Origin of the sequence: Roseofilum sp. Guam, assembly GCF_017746735.1 — a bacterium.
Lineage (GTDB): Bacteria > Cyanobacteriota > Cyanobacteriia > Cyanobacteriales > Desertifilaceae > Roseofilum > Roseofilum reptotaenium.
The window spans coordinates 55,684-73,265 of the sequence record NZ_JAGHZN010000022.1; the positions used below are offsets into that span (position 1 = coordinate 55,684).

Genomic DNA, 17,582 nt, shown 5'->3' on the forward strand with positions numbered 1-17,582 from the left:
AATGTGTCCTGTTCGACAGACAGCCCAAAAAGCGATCGGGCAAACTACACCTTTAGATACGATTAATCCTATGGCAGCATTCCATAAACCCCGTCCTCAACGGAAATCCGAGGGGAGACGTTTTTCACGTCCTCAACTCAAAGGTAAACCCAAACCCGTACTCAAGCATCGCCCATCTGTGGTGGAAACTCCCCAAGAGTTACCCAAAGAGCGATCGCCAGAAGTCGTGGAGGACTCCAACCCCGACCTGATCTATGGTCTCCATCCCGTACTAGCCGTCCTTAAAGGAGAACGGCATATCAATCGTGTCTGGATTACCGCCAAAATGAGGTATGATTCTCGCTTTCATACCCTCCTTAACCAGGCTAAAGCGAACGGAACCGTCATTGATGAGGTAGACTATCGCCGACTCGACCAAATTACAGAGCGGGGAAATCACCAAGGAGTTGCCGTTCAGGTGGCTCCTTATCAATATATAGAGTTATCCGATCTGATTACCAGAGCCAAAGAACAAAGCCCCAATCCGGTCTTAGTTATTGCTGATGGAATCACCGATCCCCATAACCTAGGGGCAATGATTCGCACGGCTGAAGCCTTGGGATCTCAGGGTCTCGTGATCCCCCAACGGCGAGCTGTGGGGATCACCTCCACCGTGGTTAAAGTTGCAGCCGGATCTTTAGAATCTTTCCTGGTTTCTAGGGTTGTCAATCTAGCTAGGGCCTTGGAAGAATTGAAGGCATCTGGATTTTGGATTTATGGAACTGTTGCTGAATCAGGAGAAGCTCTCCCTAAAGTTAACTTTTCTGGGGCGATCGCCCTCGTCATTGGTTCAGAAGGCAGTGGGCTAAATTTACTAACCCAGCGCCATTGTGATTTTCTCATTTCTATCCCTCTCCAAGGTAATACTCCCAGCCTCAATGCTTCTGTTGCTGCTGGAATGAGCCTTTATGAAATCTACCGGCAACGGTGGACTACCCCCTTGAATATTTCTGGTCAGAGCAATTGCCAAAATAAATTGAACCATGTATAACAAAATGTAAAGAAATATGACCATCGCTCAATATCGTCCGCTCAACTTTATTGTCCATCGGCAGAGTCAATAGGCAGGCTAGTCAATGAATAACGTCCAAGATTTGTTAGTGAATACCCAAAACTTCCTTGGTTTCGCCTACTGGATTGAAATCAAAACCCAAACCCCCTCTTGTACTTACTACTTTGGCCCCTTTCAGAGCATAGAAGAAGCGGAAGAAGCCCAACACGGTTATGAAGAGGATCTCAGAGCTGAAGCTGCTGAAGGCATCAGTAGCCTGATTAAACAGTGTAAGCCTGAATCCCTTACTATTTCTGGAGACTTGGGGGAAATCGGTAATCGGCAGGAGGCGATAGGGAATTATCGGGAATAGGAAAGCCGGGTTTCAAAATTACCCATTACCAGGCCTGAGAGTCTAACCAATGGTCAATATCGGCTAAAACCAGGTTAGGGACTTCCCAAGGGAACAAATGGGCCGTTTGTGGATAACAGCGCCATTGACTCTTGGACAGAGCTTGTGCGGTTTCCCAACTGGAATCGGCTGTAATATGACAATCATGTGACCCAGCTAAAACTAAAGCTGGGCACTTAATCTGAGCGAGAGCATCTCGGCGATCGTAGCGCTCTCTCAGGGCCCGATTCAAGGCTTGATGGGCTGCCTGAGAAGTCGAGAGATAGGCTCTTGTGCCCTCCTGAGCTAAATAGCGATAGGCTTGGGGGGTATGTTGTCTGATTAAGGTGCGAAAGAGAGATCGCCTCCCAAACTGCTCAATATTCCACTCCCATCCTGGCTTGATCCCATTCAACAGGGCGGCTATCCCCGTATACAGATAATCCCTCCAATTGACTGGAGGATGATTCCCACGAGGGCGAGCTGCTGTAGCAATCAGAATTAGCCCCTTCACCCGTTGCGGATGTCTCAAAGCCAACTCCAGGGCCAAAATCCCCCCCAAAGACCATCCCAACAGCAAAAATGAGTCAATTCCCAACCGTTCTAGAAGCGCCTCAAGATCGGCCAAATGATCCGTTAACTCAAACTCTTCTCGTACCTGGGAACGACCATAACCGCGCAAATCTGGGGCCAACGTCCAAAACTGTTGAGAGAGGCGATCGGTAAATACGGACAGGCAGCCACTTGTCCCTGGATGGCCATGTAAACACAATACCGGGAACCCTTCCCCCTTCGACTCCACAAACAAATCCTGGCTCATGGCAAAACCTGAAATTCCCTTAATGCGGGGACGAAATTGTGATTTTCATGACTGGGACGACTCAGTTTAATTAAGGCAAAACGCTGGGCCGGAGTCAGTTGTGCCCATTGCTCCAGAGTCAAATTAACCGCTACACTCTCCGCTTTTTCCACTACAACTGTGGGTATAACGCTTGCATCCATCCAAGGGCGATCGGGATCGATCGCCAGATCCCTGGGAAATTCGCCCATTTTCGCGAAGACCAACTCTCGCAACTGTTCTCGATAGGTCTGCTGCTCCTCTAAAGTTTCACAAGGTAAAGCCATCAGCTCTTCTCTCTCCTCTACCGTCAATTGATGCCAATGGGTTAACTTCAGCTTCACGCCACAAGTATCCAATTTCATCCGTACCTGCATGGGAATACAGCGCAGGTCTTGCACAAAATCAGCTTCAAACTGAAAGAAAGATAGGTTTTTGCCCTGATTATCACTCATGAAGGATCTGTCAATGGGGGTTTCTACAGAGTGTAGCAACGAATGGAGTTGTGCGATCGAATCGCACAACAGAAGTGACACAAAAATACTGATGATTCGGTAGAACTTTACTGAATCTTTGAACTAATCTCGAAGCGATCCCTTCATTGGGCTTTGCGCCCTTCGCAAATCCCTATCCTCGTTCAATCCCCTAGAGATGACTTAACATAAAAATAGAAACACAATTTACAAACTATCCCATGACCAAAACAGCAATCATTACAGGAGTGACAGGTCAAGACGGTTATTACTTGAGTCAGCTACTCTTAGGAAAAGGATATCATGTAGTCGGGTTAGTCTCTCCTCAACGCAAAAAAAATGTTTCTAAACTAGGAGAGTTAGCAGAACAGATCGAGATTTATCCTGTAGAATTAACGGATAGCGAGGCTCTGATTGAAATGGTTGAAGCCAAGCATCCTGATGAAATTTATAATCTAGCTGCCCCTAGTTTTGTTCCGGATTCTTGGAACGATCCGTTAGGCACTTTAGACTTAGTAACTGGAACTGCAACTCGCTTACTCGATGCTGTTCGCAAAGGAGATTTAGACACTCGATTTTATCAAGCCAGTAGTTCGGAAATGTTTGGCGATGTGCAGTGTTCTCCCCAGGATGAAGAAACCGCCTTTCGACCCAAAAATCCCTATGCTGCCGCTAAACTTCATGCCCATTGGACTATGGTACATCATCGGCAACGATACGGTTTATTTGCCTGTAGCGGAATTTTATATAATCATGAATCTCCTCGCCGACCCCAAAATTTTGTTACCCGAAAAGTGTCTTTAGCAGCCGCTTCAATTAAGTTGGGTTTGAGAGAAAATTTAGAGATGGGAAGTTTGGAAGCTAAACGGGATTGGGGCTATGCTGGCGATCACGTGGAAGCCATGTGGCGAATGCTGCAAGCAGATGAACCAGAAGAATATGTAATTGGGACAGGAAAACTACATAGCGTTCAGGATTTGGTTGCTACGGCGTTTGCTTGTGTCGATTTAAATTGGGAAGACCATGTCACGATTAATCCCAAGTTTTTACGAAAAGATGAACATTTTCAATTGGTCGCGAATCCTACCAAGGCAAAGACGAAATTAGGATGGCATCCGCAGGTGAGTTTTGAACAATTGATTGAGAAAATGGTAAAACAGGATTTGGAGTTATTAAAACAGGGAGAGATAGGGAGATAGGGGGACACGGAGATCTCCTATTCCCTATATCTTATTCCCTATTCCCTATTCCTATGGATATATTTGTTTTTTTAGAAATCTTTAGCCTGGAAGGAGGTATCCAATCCTATGTTAAAGATATTCTCAGCAGTTATACACAACTGTGCGCTCAAGACCCCGATCAAAGGGCTGAAGTTTACCTGTTGCGAGATAAAGCGGGATGTGATAATCCTTTTGAGGGTGAACCGGGTCTGAAGTTTTATTACTTCAAAAAAGAACAAGCTTGGTTAGGTCGAATTCATTTAGCCAGTACGCTCTTTCTTCATTTACTCCAAAAACGGCCCCGTCGCGTGTTTTGTGGCCATGTGTATTTAGCGCACTTAATACAACTGTTATGCAAACCTCTGGGCATTCCTTATACGGTATTAACCTATGGTAAAGAAGTGTGGGAACCTTTAGCGCCGAAATATTACAATGCCCTCCAAAAAGCGGAATGGGTTTGGACGATTAGCCGTTATAGTCGAGATCAGACGAGTATCAATAATCAAGTCGATCGCCAGAAATTTGAGCTGCTTCCCTGTGCGATCGATGGGGATGTGTTTACCCCAGGGCCTAAAAATCTGGAGTTAGTGCAAACTTACCAGCTAGAGAATGCCAGAGTGTTGATGACTGTTGCTCGGTTGTGGAGTGGAGATATTTATAAAGGGGTTGATGTGACTATCCGAGCGTTGCCTAAAATTGCCCACGCTATCCCAGATGTGAAGTATTTGGTGATTGGACGGGGAGACGATCGCCCCCGGTTAGAGAAATTAGCTGAGGATCTGGGGGTGAGCGATCGCATCGTCTTCGCTGGTTTTGTGCCTGATGAGGCCCTTGTCGATCACTATCGTCTTGCCGATGCCTATATTATGCCATCCCAAGAAGGCTTTGGTATTGTATATCTTGAAGCGATGGCTTGCGGTGTACCCGTATTATCAGGGGATAATGATGGTTCCGCCGATCCCCTGGAAGATGGGCGTTTGGGATGGCAAGTCCCCTACCGAGACCCGGAAGCAGTGGCAACCGCGTGTATCGAAATTCTACAAGGGGGCGATCGCCGCTGTGACGGTTCCTGGTTACGGGAGCAAGCTCTCTCTGGGTTTGGAAAACCGGCCTTTACCCAACGGTTAGCTCAACTTCTCCATAACTGACAATTGGGTAACTGAGCCATTATCCTAGGAAGAGAAAATTCCATAAGGAGGCGATCTTGAACTTAAACGATTGGAAAAAACTTCAGATTAATCTATCCGGTATTGGCTTTTGGTTAGCCCTTTTTGGGGGAATTTGGCTCTTAGGATCGGTGGGTTTGGGCTGGATTGTCCATTCAATTCTGATTCTGATTGTCCTATTGGCGATCGCCCCTGTTATTTTTCTTATTGCTCTGCGCTGGTGGTTGCAACGAAATCTGATTGAGTCCTCTTGTCCCGTGTGCCAAACCTCATTTCCGGCGTTAAATAACACTCAAGTGCGCTGTCCCGGTTGTGGGGAACCCCTGAAAGTCGCCTCTGGCAAGTTTACGCGTTTAACTCCCGATGGCACAATTGATGTTGAGGCGATCGATGTGTCTGTACAACAAATCGATGACCGAGGAAGTTAGGAATGAGACGGCTTGAGGCGGTAAATCTGAAATTCATCGCTGTTCTCCAGATTTTAACTGGCTTTGCTCATTGAGTTTCTCTCGTAATTCCACTTGTTCCACTAATTCCTGATTCAAGAAATAATTGAGGAATGTTCGGATAATAGCGATCGCTCCCAATTTTCCCAAACTTTCCCAACTCGGCGCAACCGTTGTCGCTAAAATATCCGCCCCTAGCTGAAACTCCAGCGCCAACGCCAACCAAGACCCCAATTTAATTCGCAGCAGTACAAAAGGAGTATCCGAATTCCCTTGTGGCATTAGCTTCATTTGAGGCAGTAGCTGGATCGCTAATCGCAGAGTTTGCACCAAACCAAGGAGAATGCAAAATACAGCGATCATCTCAAAAGCTAGTTGAATGATTCCAATGAAGCCACTAAAGGCTTCTTCAACATGATGTATCCATTTCATAGTTTCAGGTTGGTGTCGTTTTCTCCTATAGCAGAGAAAGAGTCAGTTAGGACTCCGGCTCAATACTGAAACCTAGCTACCATAACCTATTCCCTATTCCCTATTCCCTATTCCCTAGCCCACAGCGCTATATTAACCGTTCATCCTGATTTTAAGGGCAGTCCGAATCTGAGCTTGTACCTGATCTTCGGGCAAATTGGCATCAATACGAATCATGCGCTCTGGATAGGTGTGGGACAGACTCTCAAAGCCCTGTTGGACGCGATGATGAAAGGCCAGATCTTCTTGTTCCATGCGATCGGCTGATGCCCTTTGGCGCATTCGTTTAAGTCCGGTTTCCACATCGACATCCAACCATAAGGTGACATGGCTTTGGATACCTTGTGTAGCAATTTGATTGAGTTGATGGATTAAGTCTAAACTTAAACCACGACCGTAGCCCTGATAAGCAAGGGTCGAATCGGTGAAGCGATCGCATAAAATAATTTTGCCTGCCTTCAGTGCCGGTTGGATGAACGCTTGGATATGTTGGGCGCGATCGGCTGCATAGAGTAACAACTCTGGAGTATCATAAATCCAACTATCCCCCAATAACACCTCTCGTAACCGTTCACCCAAAGGTGTACCTCCGGGTTCCCTGGTGATCAGGACTTCTTGAGAGAGCCAAGATCTCAGCCAATCTGAGGTTTGCTGGATTTGGGTCGTTTTTCCTGCACCCTCAATTCCTTCAAATACAATTAACTTGCCTAACCCAGGGGAAAAACGCTCTAATGGTTCTACAATCATAGTTTTTTGGCGATCGTACCCACCTCACTCATTCTCTCGTGTCAACAAGAGAGGGAATGACTGGTAAGATGAGTTTCGATAATATAGTTAAAATTATCCGTGTTTTACGTCCGGAGTGTTTTATGGCTCGGTACACTTGTTTATTTACAGTAGCGCTTCCCAATAACAATCTCCGGCAGTCGTTGATTGAGATTCTCAAATCCTTGAATATTGAGGTTCAATACGATAGAGCCGAGTACCTCATGGGACGCGAAAAGCCTGGCAAAGTCCCTTTTGGCAAATTAGTTACCGTGGAAGTGTTGATTGATAACACAACCGCTACTGAAACGGAAATTAAAATGACCTTAGTGGCCAAAAACGAAGAGCTACCTTTACAACTGGACAATCACTGTCATCAACTGTTTCAACAGGTTAGCAAGCAAATTCAAGACAGCAGTCAATTGAAGTTGATTGATACAGTTCCTGGATAACCCGATGGCGAGTAGTGGAGTAGGGAGTGGGGCGTAGGGCGTAGGGGACGATCCCCAATGACCTGTTACCGATTACCCATGACCTATTACCCATTACCGGTACGTAGGGCTACATATCTTCTTCGCCCATCATACCGGGGCTAATTAAGGTAATATCGAATTCATCTGATGCGGGAGTTGTGACCACACTTTCCCGGACTAATAGATAATAACTAGCTCTTACTTGGGGGCCGAAGACAATTTCATCTTCATTCTTGAGGTCATGGGTGGGGACTTTTTTACCATTGACCATAATCCCGTTAGCGCTTCCTTTGCCTTTAAGATTACCGTCAACGATGCGGTAATAGTAATTTCCGTCTTCCTTGGGTAACCGGACTAGGGTCGCATGGCGACGAGAGACGAACTGGGAATATAGGCGAATATCGCTCTGTTCATGGCGACCGATGGAGTAAACCGGGGCTTCGAGTGTAAATTCTCGCCGTCCCTTATCGTCTTCAATAATGAGGAGATGATTTTGGTTAGATTGGGCAGAAGTTTCGGTCATTATTTAGATTACACCTATTCAATAACATCAATAACTTAGGGTTTAGTCCTCATTTAAGAGGTTTTAGGGAAGGGGCAAAGGACACGAAGCCTTGTTAACCGTAGATTTTGGGATTCCTTTTCTAGTTTAAACGCTCTTGATGGAGATAGTTACTCTAATTGGGAGTATTTTTAGAGAAACCATGAGTACAATCACTGGAGAATGGAAGCCCCCAGATGAGTACAACAAAGTGACAATTTTAATCGATTCTAGCCATATTGTGAAGTAGGAGAGCGGATCTGCCAACAGTAGTAAGACAAGCTATTGTGTATTGCCTCTTGCCTATTGCCCATTCCCTATTCCCTGGCGCGAAGGTTAGGCTGTCAAGTTGGGTAACGTCGGCGCAACAGCAGAGAGTTGGTGACGACACTGACGGAGCTAAAGGCCATGAATGCACCCGCAGTGGCTGGAGAGAGGAGAATACCGAATTGCGGCAGAAACAACCCCGCAGCTAGGGGGATGGCAAGGATATTGTAGGCAAAGGCCCAAAAGAGATTTTGGCGAATTTTGCTAAAGGTATCTCGACCGAGGGCGATCGCGTGGGGAATGTCGGCGAGCCGATCGCCGATCAACACCAGTTGTGCTGTATCCATAGCTACTTCAGTAGCACTCTGTAGAGCAATTCCCACATCGGCTTGAGCTAAGGCAGGCCCATCGTTGATGCCATCTCCCACCATGGCAACACGGGCGGATTTTTGTAACCTAGCGATCGCCTCAGCTTTGGCTTCGGGTTTCACTTCTGCCTGAATTTCGTCCTGACTCAGTCCCAGTTTTTCACCCACAGCGTGGGCAGTTGCTTGGCGATCGCCGGTTAGCATCATCACGCTTAAGCCCATCTGCCGCAGAGTTTCCAGGGTTTCCCGTGCTTGGGGACGCAGGGGATCGATAATCCCTAACCATCCAGCCCATTGGCCATTAAGGGCGATCGCTACGACGGTTTTACCCTCTTGGGCAAGTTGGTCAATTTCTTCAGTATTCGCGGGTAAAATAATATCTTGTTGCGCTAGCCATTCGGGGGTTCCTAACCGTACCCGTTGTTGCTCTACCCAGGCTTGAACGCCGTAACCTGGAAAGGTTTGGAAGCTTTCCGCTGAGGGTAAGGTGAGTTCCTGCTTTTGGGCTGCATCTAAAATAGCACGGGCGAGGGGATGGTTTGTGCCTTGTTCGACGGCTGCCGCAGTTCCCAGGAGGCGATCGCTACTCCAACCTAGGGCCGGATTGGGGATACAATCGGTGACTACGGGAGTGCCTTGGGTGAGAGTTCCGGTTTTGTCAAAACTGATTACGTCGATGGCGTTCAGTTGTTGTAGAGCTTGTCCACCTTTGATCAGAATGCCTTGTTTTGCGCCAATTCCTGTACCGACTAAGATGGCGGTGGGAGTGGCTAACCCTAGGGCGCAGGGACAAGCGATGACTAAAACGGCGATCGCCAATTTTAAGCTCAGTAGGACGGGAGAATAGGGGGTTTCCCCAGTTGCTAGTACATGGGGCCACAGTTGCACGCCCAACAGTTCCCAGAAGAGAAAGGTTAACGTGGCGATCGTCATAATGCCGTAAACAAAATAACCGGCTACCGTATCGGCCAGTTGTTGAATGGGCGCTTTACGGGTTTGGGCATTTTCCACCCATTGGATAATTTGACCTAAGGTTGTATCTGAGCCAATGCGGGTTGTTTCCAGAGTGATAAGTCCGGACTCATTCACCGTTCCCGCACTAACCAAATCTCCCGCCTGCTTGGGTACGGGGATCGCTTCCCCGGTAATCATACTTTCGTTGACCGTGGTTTCTCCACCGACGACGCGCCCATCCACGGGAAAGCGTTCTCCGGGTAATACTCGCAACCATTCCCCTACTTTCACGGTTTCAGCCGCAATATCAACGGGGGTTTCATCCGGCGTTGAACCGACGGGAATCAGGTGCGCTCGTTTGGGCTGTAGGGCTAAGAGGGCACTGAGATCGGCGGCAGCTTGGCTTCTGGCTCTGGCTTCTAGGGTACGACCGAGGAGAATAAAGCCTAGGAGCATCACTGGTTCGTCAAAGAAGCATTCCCATCCGGTTTGGGGAACGAGCAGGGCAATGGTGCTAGTGGTGTAGGCAGCGATCGCCCCTAAGCCGACTAAACTATTCATATTGGGGCTATTGTTCCATAATCCCCGCGCCCCTTCGATAATGATGTTTCGTCCGGGAAAGAGGAGAGCAAGGGTGGCTAAACCCCAGTGAAACGCCATGGAACTCAGAAGGGGTAAATCGTGAAATCCATGGCCGGTAAAGGATAACAGCAATAAAGAGGCGGCGATCGCCAATTCTTTTTGATGTGCTTTAAGTTCCTGTTGATACCGCTGTTGGGGAGAAAGGGAGGAATTTCCAAGGTTTTCCGGCGATCGCAGTTGGCTGGGAAATCCTGATTCTGTTAGCTTTTCAGCCAATTGAGTCCCATTGACCGCGCCACTCTCATATTCTACTGCCGCTACAGCCGTCACTAAATTAACACAAGCAGACCGGACTCCTGGCTGTTGAATCAGTTGCCGTTCTACAGCTTGGACGCATCCAGCACATTTCATTCCCGTCACATCTAAGGTTAGGGTTTCGAGGGGCATCGAGTCTTGGGGGACTGGTGTTTGGGGAACGACTTGCATAGGTTGCTCTAGAACTCTCCACTACGATCTCTGGTCTAGTTTAGAGCAAGCTTATGGAACAAGAAAATTAAAAAATTCCTTCTAAGCAATAGCTCATTAACAATTCCTTCTTCCTTCCAATCTTTTTCAATATCAATTTTCTCATTTTTAATCGGAATATGAACATGAATATTTCTGATTTTCTTCTTCCCTTCCCACCCCAGAAACATCCAAAGATATTGATCGTGAGTTTCATCAAATACCAAACACCTTTCTCGAGCAAGGTTCGATGAACCAGAGATCCATTCATGATCTTCAGTTAAAATTGGTTGAATTCGAGTCTCGATCGTTTTGTAGTTGAGCGATTATAGGCTGGTGATTTTCATTGATCTCTAGCCGATAATTTGATATAATATCACACCGTATTTATAAACAGGCTTTAACTATGCAATCTAATAATTATGAATTTGATGGTTCCCAGAATGTGCTGATTGGGCAATTAGCCAGTCGCATGAAATTTGTTAGTATCTTTTTAATGATTGGTGGAGTTCTGACAGTCATCTTTGGGCTGCGCGGATCGCAAGAAGGAATCGGAGCGATGATTTCGGGAGTAGCTGATTTTTTAATCGGCATTTGGACCTATCAAGCCTCTACTGCCTTTAAGCGAATTGTCGATACTGAAGGTCAGGATATAGAACACTTAATGGGTGCATTAGGAGAGTTGCGAAAACTTTACACCTTACAATATTGGGTTTTGATCGTTACATTAGTCGCTCTCATTTTGGTCTTAGTCTTGGGTGTGGTTTTAGGGTTGTTTGGGGGTTTAGGCTAGAGTAATGATGGTAAAACTAACTATAGTCAAAGTTCTACCGTCACTACCATTCACCTCTTATTTCTTGCTGATACTCTAAAGGATATTTCCCCAATCTAATTGCCCCAGCATATTTGACTCTATCGAACTCTTCTTTTCTTGACCATTGAGAATGTTCTAATAACTTTTCAACTTTATTGACTAGACATGAGTGATTTATCATAGCATATTTTTGTAGATCGAGTAAAAACATGTAGAGATTCCAATGATGGAATAAAAATAACCTTAAACTCTAACCGACCTTTAAATTGAGGAGTGCCAATCATAAAGTGTTATTTACAGAAGATTCTACGAGTAGGAGCGATCGCCCTGTAAACTAAACTAGGAACTTACTCTGGTTCCCAAGTTAAACCGGAAAATCAGTCTATGGCCACAACATCAGCAGGCGATCGCCCATTACCCTCCTGGAACAATACTCAAGCCGACTATCCCCAAGATAAGTGCATCCATCAGTTATTTGAAGCCCAAGCCGAGCGAACCCCTGACTCGGTGGCTGTTGTATTCGAGTCCAAACAACTAACCTATAGGGAATTAAACGCCAAAGCCAATCAACTGGCTCGCTACTTGCAAAGGTTGGGAGTCGGCCCAGAGGTATTGGTGGGTCTGTGGGTCGATCGCTCCTTGGACATGGTAGTGGCTATGTTGGGAATCCTCAAAGCCGGTGGCGCTTATGTACCCTTAGACCCCGCTTATCCCCAAGAGCGAATTGCCTTGATGGTTGAAGATGCCGCTTTGTCAATTGTCGTCACCCAAGAGCAAAATGCCAAGAAACCGGGTTTCTACGAGAAATCTCTGTCTCCCCACCAAATCCTACATAGAAAACCAGTTTCTCCATCGGGATCGCCTGCTTTAAAATGGGTTAACTTAGACAAGGATTGGGACAAGATATCGCAACAGAGTCCAGAAAACCTAGAAAGTAATATTAATGCTGAAAACTTAGCCTATATTATCTACACTTCCGGCTCCACAGGCAAACCCAAAGGCGTGCAAATTACCCACCGTTCAGTCGCGAATTTGTTACATTCGATCGCTACTTCTCCGGGATTGAGCATTCAAGACACCCTGATTGCTGTGACCACCATTTCTTTTGATGTTTCAGTCCCAGAAATCTATGGCCCTTTAAACGTCGGCGGAAAAGTTGTTATTGCCAGTCGCGAAATGGCCAAAGACCCCGCACAGTTAATGGCATTAATTCACAAACACAGTGCCACAATCATGTCAGCCACTCCAGCCACTTGGCGAATGCTGTTAGATGCCGGTTGGCAAGGGAGCCAACACCTGAAAATTATTTCTACCGGAGAGCGCTTATCCAGGACATTAGCTAACCCATTATTAGAAAAATGTGCCTCTCTTTGGAACTTGTACGGGCCGACAGAAATTACCGTTTGGGCAACCCTGTACCGAGTCAAACCTGGTGAAGGGAAAATAGCGATCGGACGACCCATTGCTAACACAAAAACTTATATTCTCGATTCAGATCGAGAACCCGTTCCCATTGGCGAATCCGGAGAACTGCATATCGGGGGTTCGGGTTTAGCGCGGGGATATTTAAACAGACTAGAACTCACCACAGAAAAATTTATTCCTAATCCCTTTAGTCAAGATCCTAACTCCCGTCTCTACAAAACTGGAGATTTAGCTCGCTACTTACCGGATGGAAATATTGAATATCTCGGACGCATCGATCACCAAGTAAAAGTACGAGGTTATCGTATCGAACTCGGGGAAATCGAAGCCACTCTCAGCCAAAATCCAGAAGTCAAACAAGCGATCGTTGAAGCAAGGGAAGATGTCCCCAACCAGAAACGCTTAGTCGCATACATCGTTCCCGGTTCTGCCACTGACGAGCAAGACCCAGAAGATACCAGCGAACAAACCCAAAAATGGCAGAAAATATGGGATGAAGCTTATATCCAACCCGACGAAGCCCAAGATGGCAGCTTTCATATTGGCGGCTGGAACGACTCTTATACCGGCAAAGACCTCGACCCCGAACAAGTGCGAGAATGGGTTGACTATACCGTAGAGCGGATTCTATCCTTGCAGCCCGATCGATTATTAGAAATTGGCTGCGGCACGGGGTTGCTTCTGTTTCGGATGGCTCCCCAATGCCAGCATTACTACGCCACGGATCTTTCAGGGGAAGCCATTCGTTACCTAGAACGACAAATGGGTAATAACGAGTTAGCCCAGTCAGTCACCCTGCGACAGACTCCAGCAGATGGATTAAGTGAAATAGTCCAAGAAACTTTTGACACCGCTATCTCCAACTCAGTAATTCAGTTTTTCCCCAGTATCGATTATTTGGTGGAAGTTATCGAAACGGCGGTATCGTTACTCGAACCCGGAGGGCAAATTTTCCTAGGGGACATCCTCAGTTTACCCTTGTTGGAAGCCTTTCATACCTCAGTGCAGTTATATCAAGCATCCGCTGAACTGTCTGTAGTAGAATTAAGGCAAAGGATCGGCGATCGCCTTTCGCGAGAGCAACGACTCATTATTGACCCTGATTTCTTCATTGCTCTCAAACAACACTTACCCCAAATTAGCCATGTAGAAATTCAACTCAAGCGCGGGCATTACCAAAACGAACTCACTCGTTTCCGCTACGATGTGGTTCTTCATATCGGCAAAAAATCCCAAAATGCCACAAAATCCCCCATTTATCTAAACTGGCAACCCGATAATTTAACTGTGGCGGCAGTTCGCCAACAACTGGAAGAAACTGCGCCAGAAATCCTCGTTCTCACCCGCGTTCCTAACGCTAGAATTTGGGCAGACTTGCAAGCGATAGACAGGTTAGCCAGTCCTGAATGTCCCGAAACTGTCGGAGAACTACGACAACAGATTACCCCAGAAGGCATTGAACCCGAAGATTGGTGGCAATTGGAATCCGAAGTCGATTATCGGATTAACATTACTTGCTCAGGCAATAGTAGTGAAGCTTACTATGATGTCCTATTTATTCGCTCCGACAGCAACATCATTCCAGATAACACAATTATTACACCTCAAGAAAACCAACTCAAACCTTGGAGTGCTTATGCCAATCAGCCCTACACCGGCAAGCAACACCATCAATTAATTCCTCAGTTGCGCGAGTTCCTGCAAGAAAAACTGCCCGATTATATGGTGCCATCAGCATTTGTGCTTCTGGACGAACTGCCCCTAAGTCCCAGCGGTAAAGTCGATCGCCGCGCCCTCCCTGCCCCGGATAAATCTCGCCCAGTTCTCGATGTAGAATTAGTTCCACCGCGAACTCCCACCGAAGAAATTCTCGCCGGGCTTTGGGCAGAATTGTTAACGCTCAATGAAATTGGAGTCCTAGACAACTTCTTTATGTTGGGAGGAGATTCCATCCAAGCCACTCAACTGATTTCGCGAGTCCGGGATACTTTTGGGGTTGAACTATCCTTGCATCGGTTATTTGAATCGCCAACTGTGGCAGAATTGGCAGAAACTCTACTCGGCACTTCCAGCCAACAACAAGCAACCCTCCAACCCATACCGCGAGAGGCAGAACTTCCCCTATCGTTTGCCGAACAACGCTTATGGTTTCTCGATCAATTGCAGGAAAAAAGTATCGCCTATAACGAACAAGAAGCCTTGCGTTTGACGGGTTCGCTCTCGATAGAAGCCCTAGAGATGGCACTGCAAGAAATTGTTCGCCGTCACGAGAGCTTGCGGACTAATTATCAAGCCGTAGAAGGTTCTCCAGTCCGGGTGATTCACGAGATTCAGAAACCCGGTTTCTTTAGTCAACTCGCTTCTACAGCCAATACTGACACAGAAACCCGGTTTCTTGAGTTGCAGCGTTTAGCCGCAGAAGAAATTCAGCAACCCTTTGACCTAGCAAACGATCCTTTACTACGAGTAACCCTATTCCAGTTAGCCCCCGATGATTATGTACTGTTGCTCACCATGCACCATATTATTACTGATGGCTGGTCAACAGGAGTATTGAGCCACGAGTTAGAAGTTCTCTACGGGGTTTATGTGCAAGGGAAACCGTCACCATTACCCGCACTGCCCATCCAATATGCTGATTTTGCTTGCTGGCAGCGGCAACCGACGACTGCGGAAATGCTCGCGCCCCAACTGGCTTACTGGAAACAACAGTTAGCCGGAACACCTCCTTTATTAGAATTGCCCACGGATTATCCCCGGAAAACCGTGCAGACGGCTAACGGAGGGAAAGAGTTTTTTGAACTGGGAATCGAATTTACCCAACGGCTAAAGCGTCTGAGTCAGGAGTTGGGCGTGACTCTATTTATGACCCTATTTGCCACATTTAGCACCTTACTTTATCGCTATAGCTCTCAAGAAGATATTGTTGTCGGTACGCCGATTGCTAACCGCAACCGCAGCGAAATAGAAGGACTAATTGGCTTTTTTGTCAATACTTTGGTGTTGCGAAGTCAATTTGAAGACAATCCCAGTTTCTCCCAACTTTTGCAACAAGTGCGGCAAACCTTCTTGGATGCCTACGCCCATCAAGATGTCCCCTTTGAGCAATTGGTGGAGGCATTGCAACCAGAACGCAGCCTCAGCCACTCGCCGATTTTTCAGGTGATGTTTGCTCTGCAAAATGCACCGATGAAACCTTTAGAGTTGCCAGAGCTGAGTTTTAATTGGTTACAGATGGAAAGTGCCAAAGCCAAGTTCGATTTAACATTGTCCATGGAGGAGACAGCAGCGGGATTAATTGGCTATTGGGAATACAATCGCGATTTGTTTGAATCCACAACAATTCGTCGCATGATGGGGCATTTCAAGACGTTGCTAGAAGGAATTCTAGCTAATCCCAAAGCGCAAGTTAGCGAACTACCGTTACTGATAGAAGCGGAACGCCATCAATTATTAGTAGAGTGGAACGATACTTTTGCCGAATCTCCCCAGGAAAAGTGCATCCATCAATTATTTGAGGAGCAAGTAAAACGCACTCCCGATTCTGTAGCAGTGGTTTTTGAGGACAAACAGCTAACCTATCGGGAACTCAACGGGAAAGCAAATCAATTGGCGCATTATTTGCAAAACTTGGGAGTCGGGCAGGATGTGCTGGTGGGGATTTGTGTAGAGCGCTCTGTGGAAATGATAGTAGGACTGTTGGGAATTCTTAAAGCAGGTGGGGCGTATCTGCCTTTAGACCCCAATTCTCCTCCAGATAGATTAGCTTATCAAATCTTAGATGCCCAAGTATCAGTGTTGCTGACTGAGAAAAAGTTGGGGCATCTACACCTACAAGAGCGAGTACGTCAGGTTTTGTTAGATGTAGATTGGAGGGTAATCGCACAAGAAGCAAATAGCAACTTAGTGACTCAAGCCAAGCCAGACAACTTGCTCTACGTTATTTACACATCAGGAACTACGGGTCAACCCAAAGGAGTCGCGATCGCACATAAATCGATGATCAACTACCTTCATGGGATTGTTCGGCAATTTAATCTCAACTCTTGTGAACACTTTGCTTTGGTCTCTAGTATTACTACTGATTTAGGGAACACGATCATTTTTCCAGCTTTATGCACAGGAAGATGTCTTCATATCATCTCCCAAGAAACATCTTCTCAACCCGATGCTTTAGGAGATTATATACAGCACCAAAACATTGATTGCCTCAAAATTGTGCCCTCCCATCTTATGGCTTTGCAAAGCTCGTCTCGTTCGGAGCAATTGTTACCCCGTCAAGTTCTAATCTTAGGCGGTGAAGCTTCTCGTTCCGATTGGGTGGGTTACCTTCAATCTCAAGCTCCCCAATGTACGATCTTCAATCATTACGGACCGACTGAAGCGACCGTTGGCGTATTAACTTATCGATTGGAGCCAGAGTTATCAATAGAAAATAGTTCAACGCTTCCTCTGGGGTGTCCTCTTCCCAATACCCAAATCTATATTCTCGACCAGCATCTCCAGCCTGTCCCCATAGGCGTACCGGGCGAACTCCATATCGGCGGTGCAGGGTTAGCGCGAGGCTATCTCAACCGCCCCGAATTAACCGAGCAAAAGTTTATCCCCAATCCCTTTAGTGACGAACCGGGTTCGCGCCTCTACAAAACCGGCGATAAAGCGCGCTATCTCCCGGATGGCAAGATTGAATTTATCGGACGCATCGACAACCAAGTGAAAATCAGAGGTTTCCGCATCGAACTCGGAGAGATTGAAGCAACTTTAGCCCAACATCCCAATGTGGGTGAAGCCGTGGTTATTGTTCGCGAAGATACTCCAGCAGATAAACAACTGGTCGCCTACATGGTCACTAAA

General features: G+C 46.6%; 15 protein-coding genes. 8 read left to right on the forward strand and 7 right to left on the reverse strand.

The window, feature by feature from the left end; all coding sequences use genetic code 11:
• Position 1: 1 nt before the first annotated feature.
• Both rlmB and J7529_RS10570 read left to right on the forward strand, forming a co-directional pair.
• A complete protein-coding gene (gene rlmB, locus J7529_RS10565; RefSeq protein WP_318728929.1) occupies positions 2-1,030 on the forward strand; it encodes a 23S rRNA (guanosine(2251)-2'-O)-methyltransferase RlmB in 1,029 nt (342 codons plus the stop codon).
• Positions 1,031-1,115: 85 nt separating this feature from the next.
• Positions 1,116-1,403 (forward strand): DUF1816 domain-containing protein, encoded by a 288-nt coding sequence (locus J7529_RS10570; protein ID WP_271941544.1) that lies wholly within the window; start codon positions 1,116-1,118, stop codon positions 1,401-1,403.
• Positions 1,404-1,428: 25 nt separating this feature from the next.
• Here the strand turns inward: J7529_RS10570 and J7529_RS10575 are convergent, their stop codons facing one another.
• The gene (locus tag J7529_RS10575; protein ID WP_271941546.1) at positions 1,429-2,241 is read right to left on the reverse strand and encodes an alpha/beta fold hydrolase; all 813 of its coding nucleotides are present in this window, start codon (positions 2,239-2,241) and stop codon (positions 1,429-1,431) included.
• Complete coding sequence (locus J7529_RS10580) at positions 2,238-2,714, reverse strand: nitrate reductase associated protein (RefSeq protein ID WP_318728930.1); 477 nt, start codon at positions 2,712-2,714, stop codon at positions 2,238-2,240. Before J7529_RS10580 ends, J7529_RS10575 begins: the two co-directional genes overlap by 4 nt.
• Positions 2,715-2,953: 239 nt before the next feature.
• Here J7529_RS10580 and J7529_RS10585 point away from each other — a divergent pair, with 239 nt between their 5' ends.
• From J7529_RS10585 to J7529_RS10595, 3 genes are read left to right on the forward strand one after another with little or no spacing between them, the layout of a single operon-like run.
• Positions 2,954-3,931 (forward strand): GDP-mannose 4,6-dehydratase, encoded by a 978-nt coding sequence (locus tag J7529_RS10585; RefSeq protein ID WP_318728931.1) that lies wholly within the window; start codon positions 2,954-2,956, stop codon positions 3,929-3,931.
• Between the two features lie 53 nt (positions 3,932-3,984).
• Positions 3,985-5,100, forward strand: coding sequence for a glycosyltransferase (locus tag J7529_RS10590; protein WP_318728932.1), 1,116 nt, complete (start codon positions 3,985-3,987; stop codon positions 5,098-5,100).
• A gap of 56 nt (positions 5,101-5,156) precedes the next feature.
• Complete coding sequence (locus tag J7529_RS10595) at positions 5,157-5,546, forward strand: hypothetical protein (RefSeq protein WP_271941555.1); 390 nt, start codon at positions 5,157-5,159, stop codon at positions 5,544-5,546.
• A gap of 33 nt (positions 5,547-5,579) precedes the next feature.
• Here the strand turns inward: J7529_RS10595 and J7529_RS10600 are convergent, their stop codons facing one another.
• Both J7529_RS10600 and tmk read right to left on the reverse strand, forming a co-directional pair.
• Complete coding sequence (locus J7529_RS10600; protein ID WP_318728933.1) at positions 5,580-5,996, reverse strand: DUF1622 domain-containing protein; 417 nt, start codon at positions 5,994-5,996, stop codon at positions 5,580-5,582.
• 132 nt (positions 5,997-6,128) lie between these two features.
• The gene (gene tmk / locus J7529_RS10605; protein ID WP_318728934.1) at positions 6,129-6,782 is read right to left on the reverse strand and encodes a dTMP kinase; all 654 of its coding nucleotides are present in this window, start codon (positions 6,780-6,782) and stop codon (positions 6,129-6,131) included.
• Positions 6,783-6,838: 56 nt separating this feature from the next.
• On the opposite strand from tmk, the gene J7529_RS10610 reads away from it, so the two are divergent.
• On the forward strand, positions 6,839-7,252 hold the full coding sequence (locus J7529_RS10610; protein WP_313898632.1) for a hypothetical protein: 414 nt from the start codon (positions 6,839-6,841) through the stop codon (positions 7,250-7,252).
• Between the two features lie 109 nt (positions 7,253-7,361).
• Here the strand turns inward: J7529_RS10610 and J7529_RS10615 are convergent, their stop codons facing one another.
• From J7529_RS10615 to J7529_RS10625, 3 genes are all read right to left on the reverse strand, one after another.
• A complete protein-coding gene (locus tag J7529_RS10615; RefSeq protein WP_271941564.1) occupies positions 7,362-7,796 on the reverse strand; it encodes an FHA domain-containing protein in 435 nt (144 codons plus the stop codon).
• A gap of 362 nt (positions 7,797-8,158) precedes the next feature.
• On the reverse strand, positions 8,159-10,471 hold the full coding sequence (locus J7529_RS10620) for a heavy metal translocating P-type ATPase (protein ID WP_318728935.1): 2,313 nt from the start codon (positions 10,469-10,471) through the stop codon (positions 8,159-8,161).
• A gap of 35 nt (positions 10,472-10,506) precedes the next feature.
• On the reverse strand, positions 10,507-10,797 hold the full coding sequence (locus tag J7529_RS10625; RefSeq protein WP_318728938.1) for an element excision factor XisI family protein: 291 nt from the start codon (positions 10,795-10,797) through the stop codon (positions 10,507-10,509).
• A 98-nt stretch (positions 10,798-10,895) separates the two neighbouring features.
• Between J7529_RS10625 and J7529_RS10630 the strand changes: the two genes are divergently transcribed.
• Together J7529_RS10630 and J7529_RS10635 are read left to right on the forward strand one after the other, a co-directional pair.
• Positions 10,896-11,282, forward strand: coding sequence for a hypothetical protein (locus J7529_RS10630; protein WP_318728936.1), 387 nt, complete (start codon positions 10,896-10,898; stop codon positions 11,280-11,282).
• Positions 11,283-11,687: 405 nt separating this feature from the next.
• The coding region (locus J7529_RS10635) for a non-ribosomal peptide synthetase (RefSeq protein WP_318728937.1) at positions 11,688-17,582 on the forward strand (5,895 nt) is incomplete at its 3' end.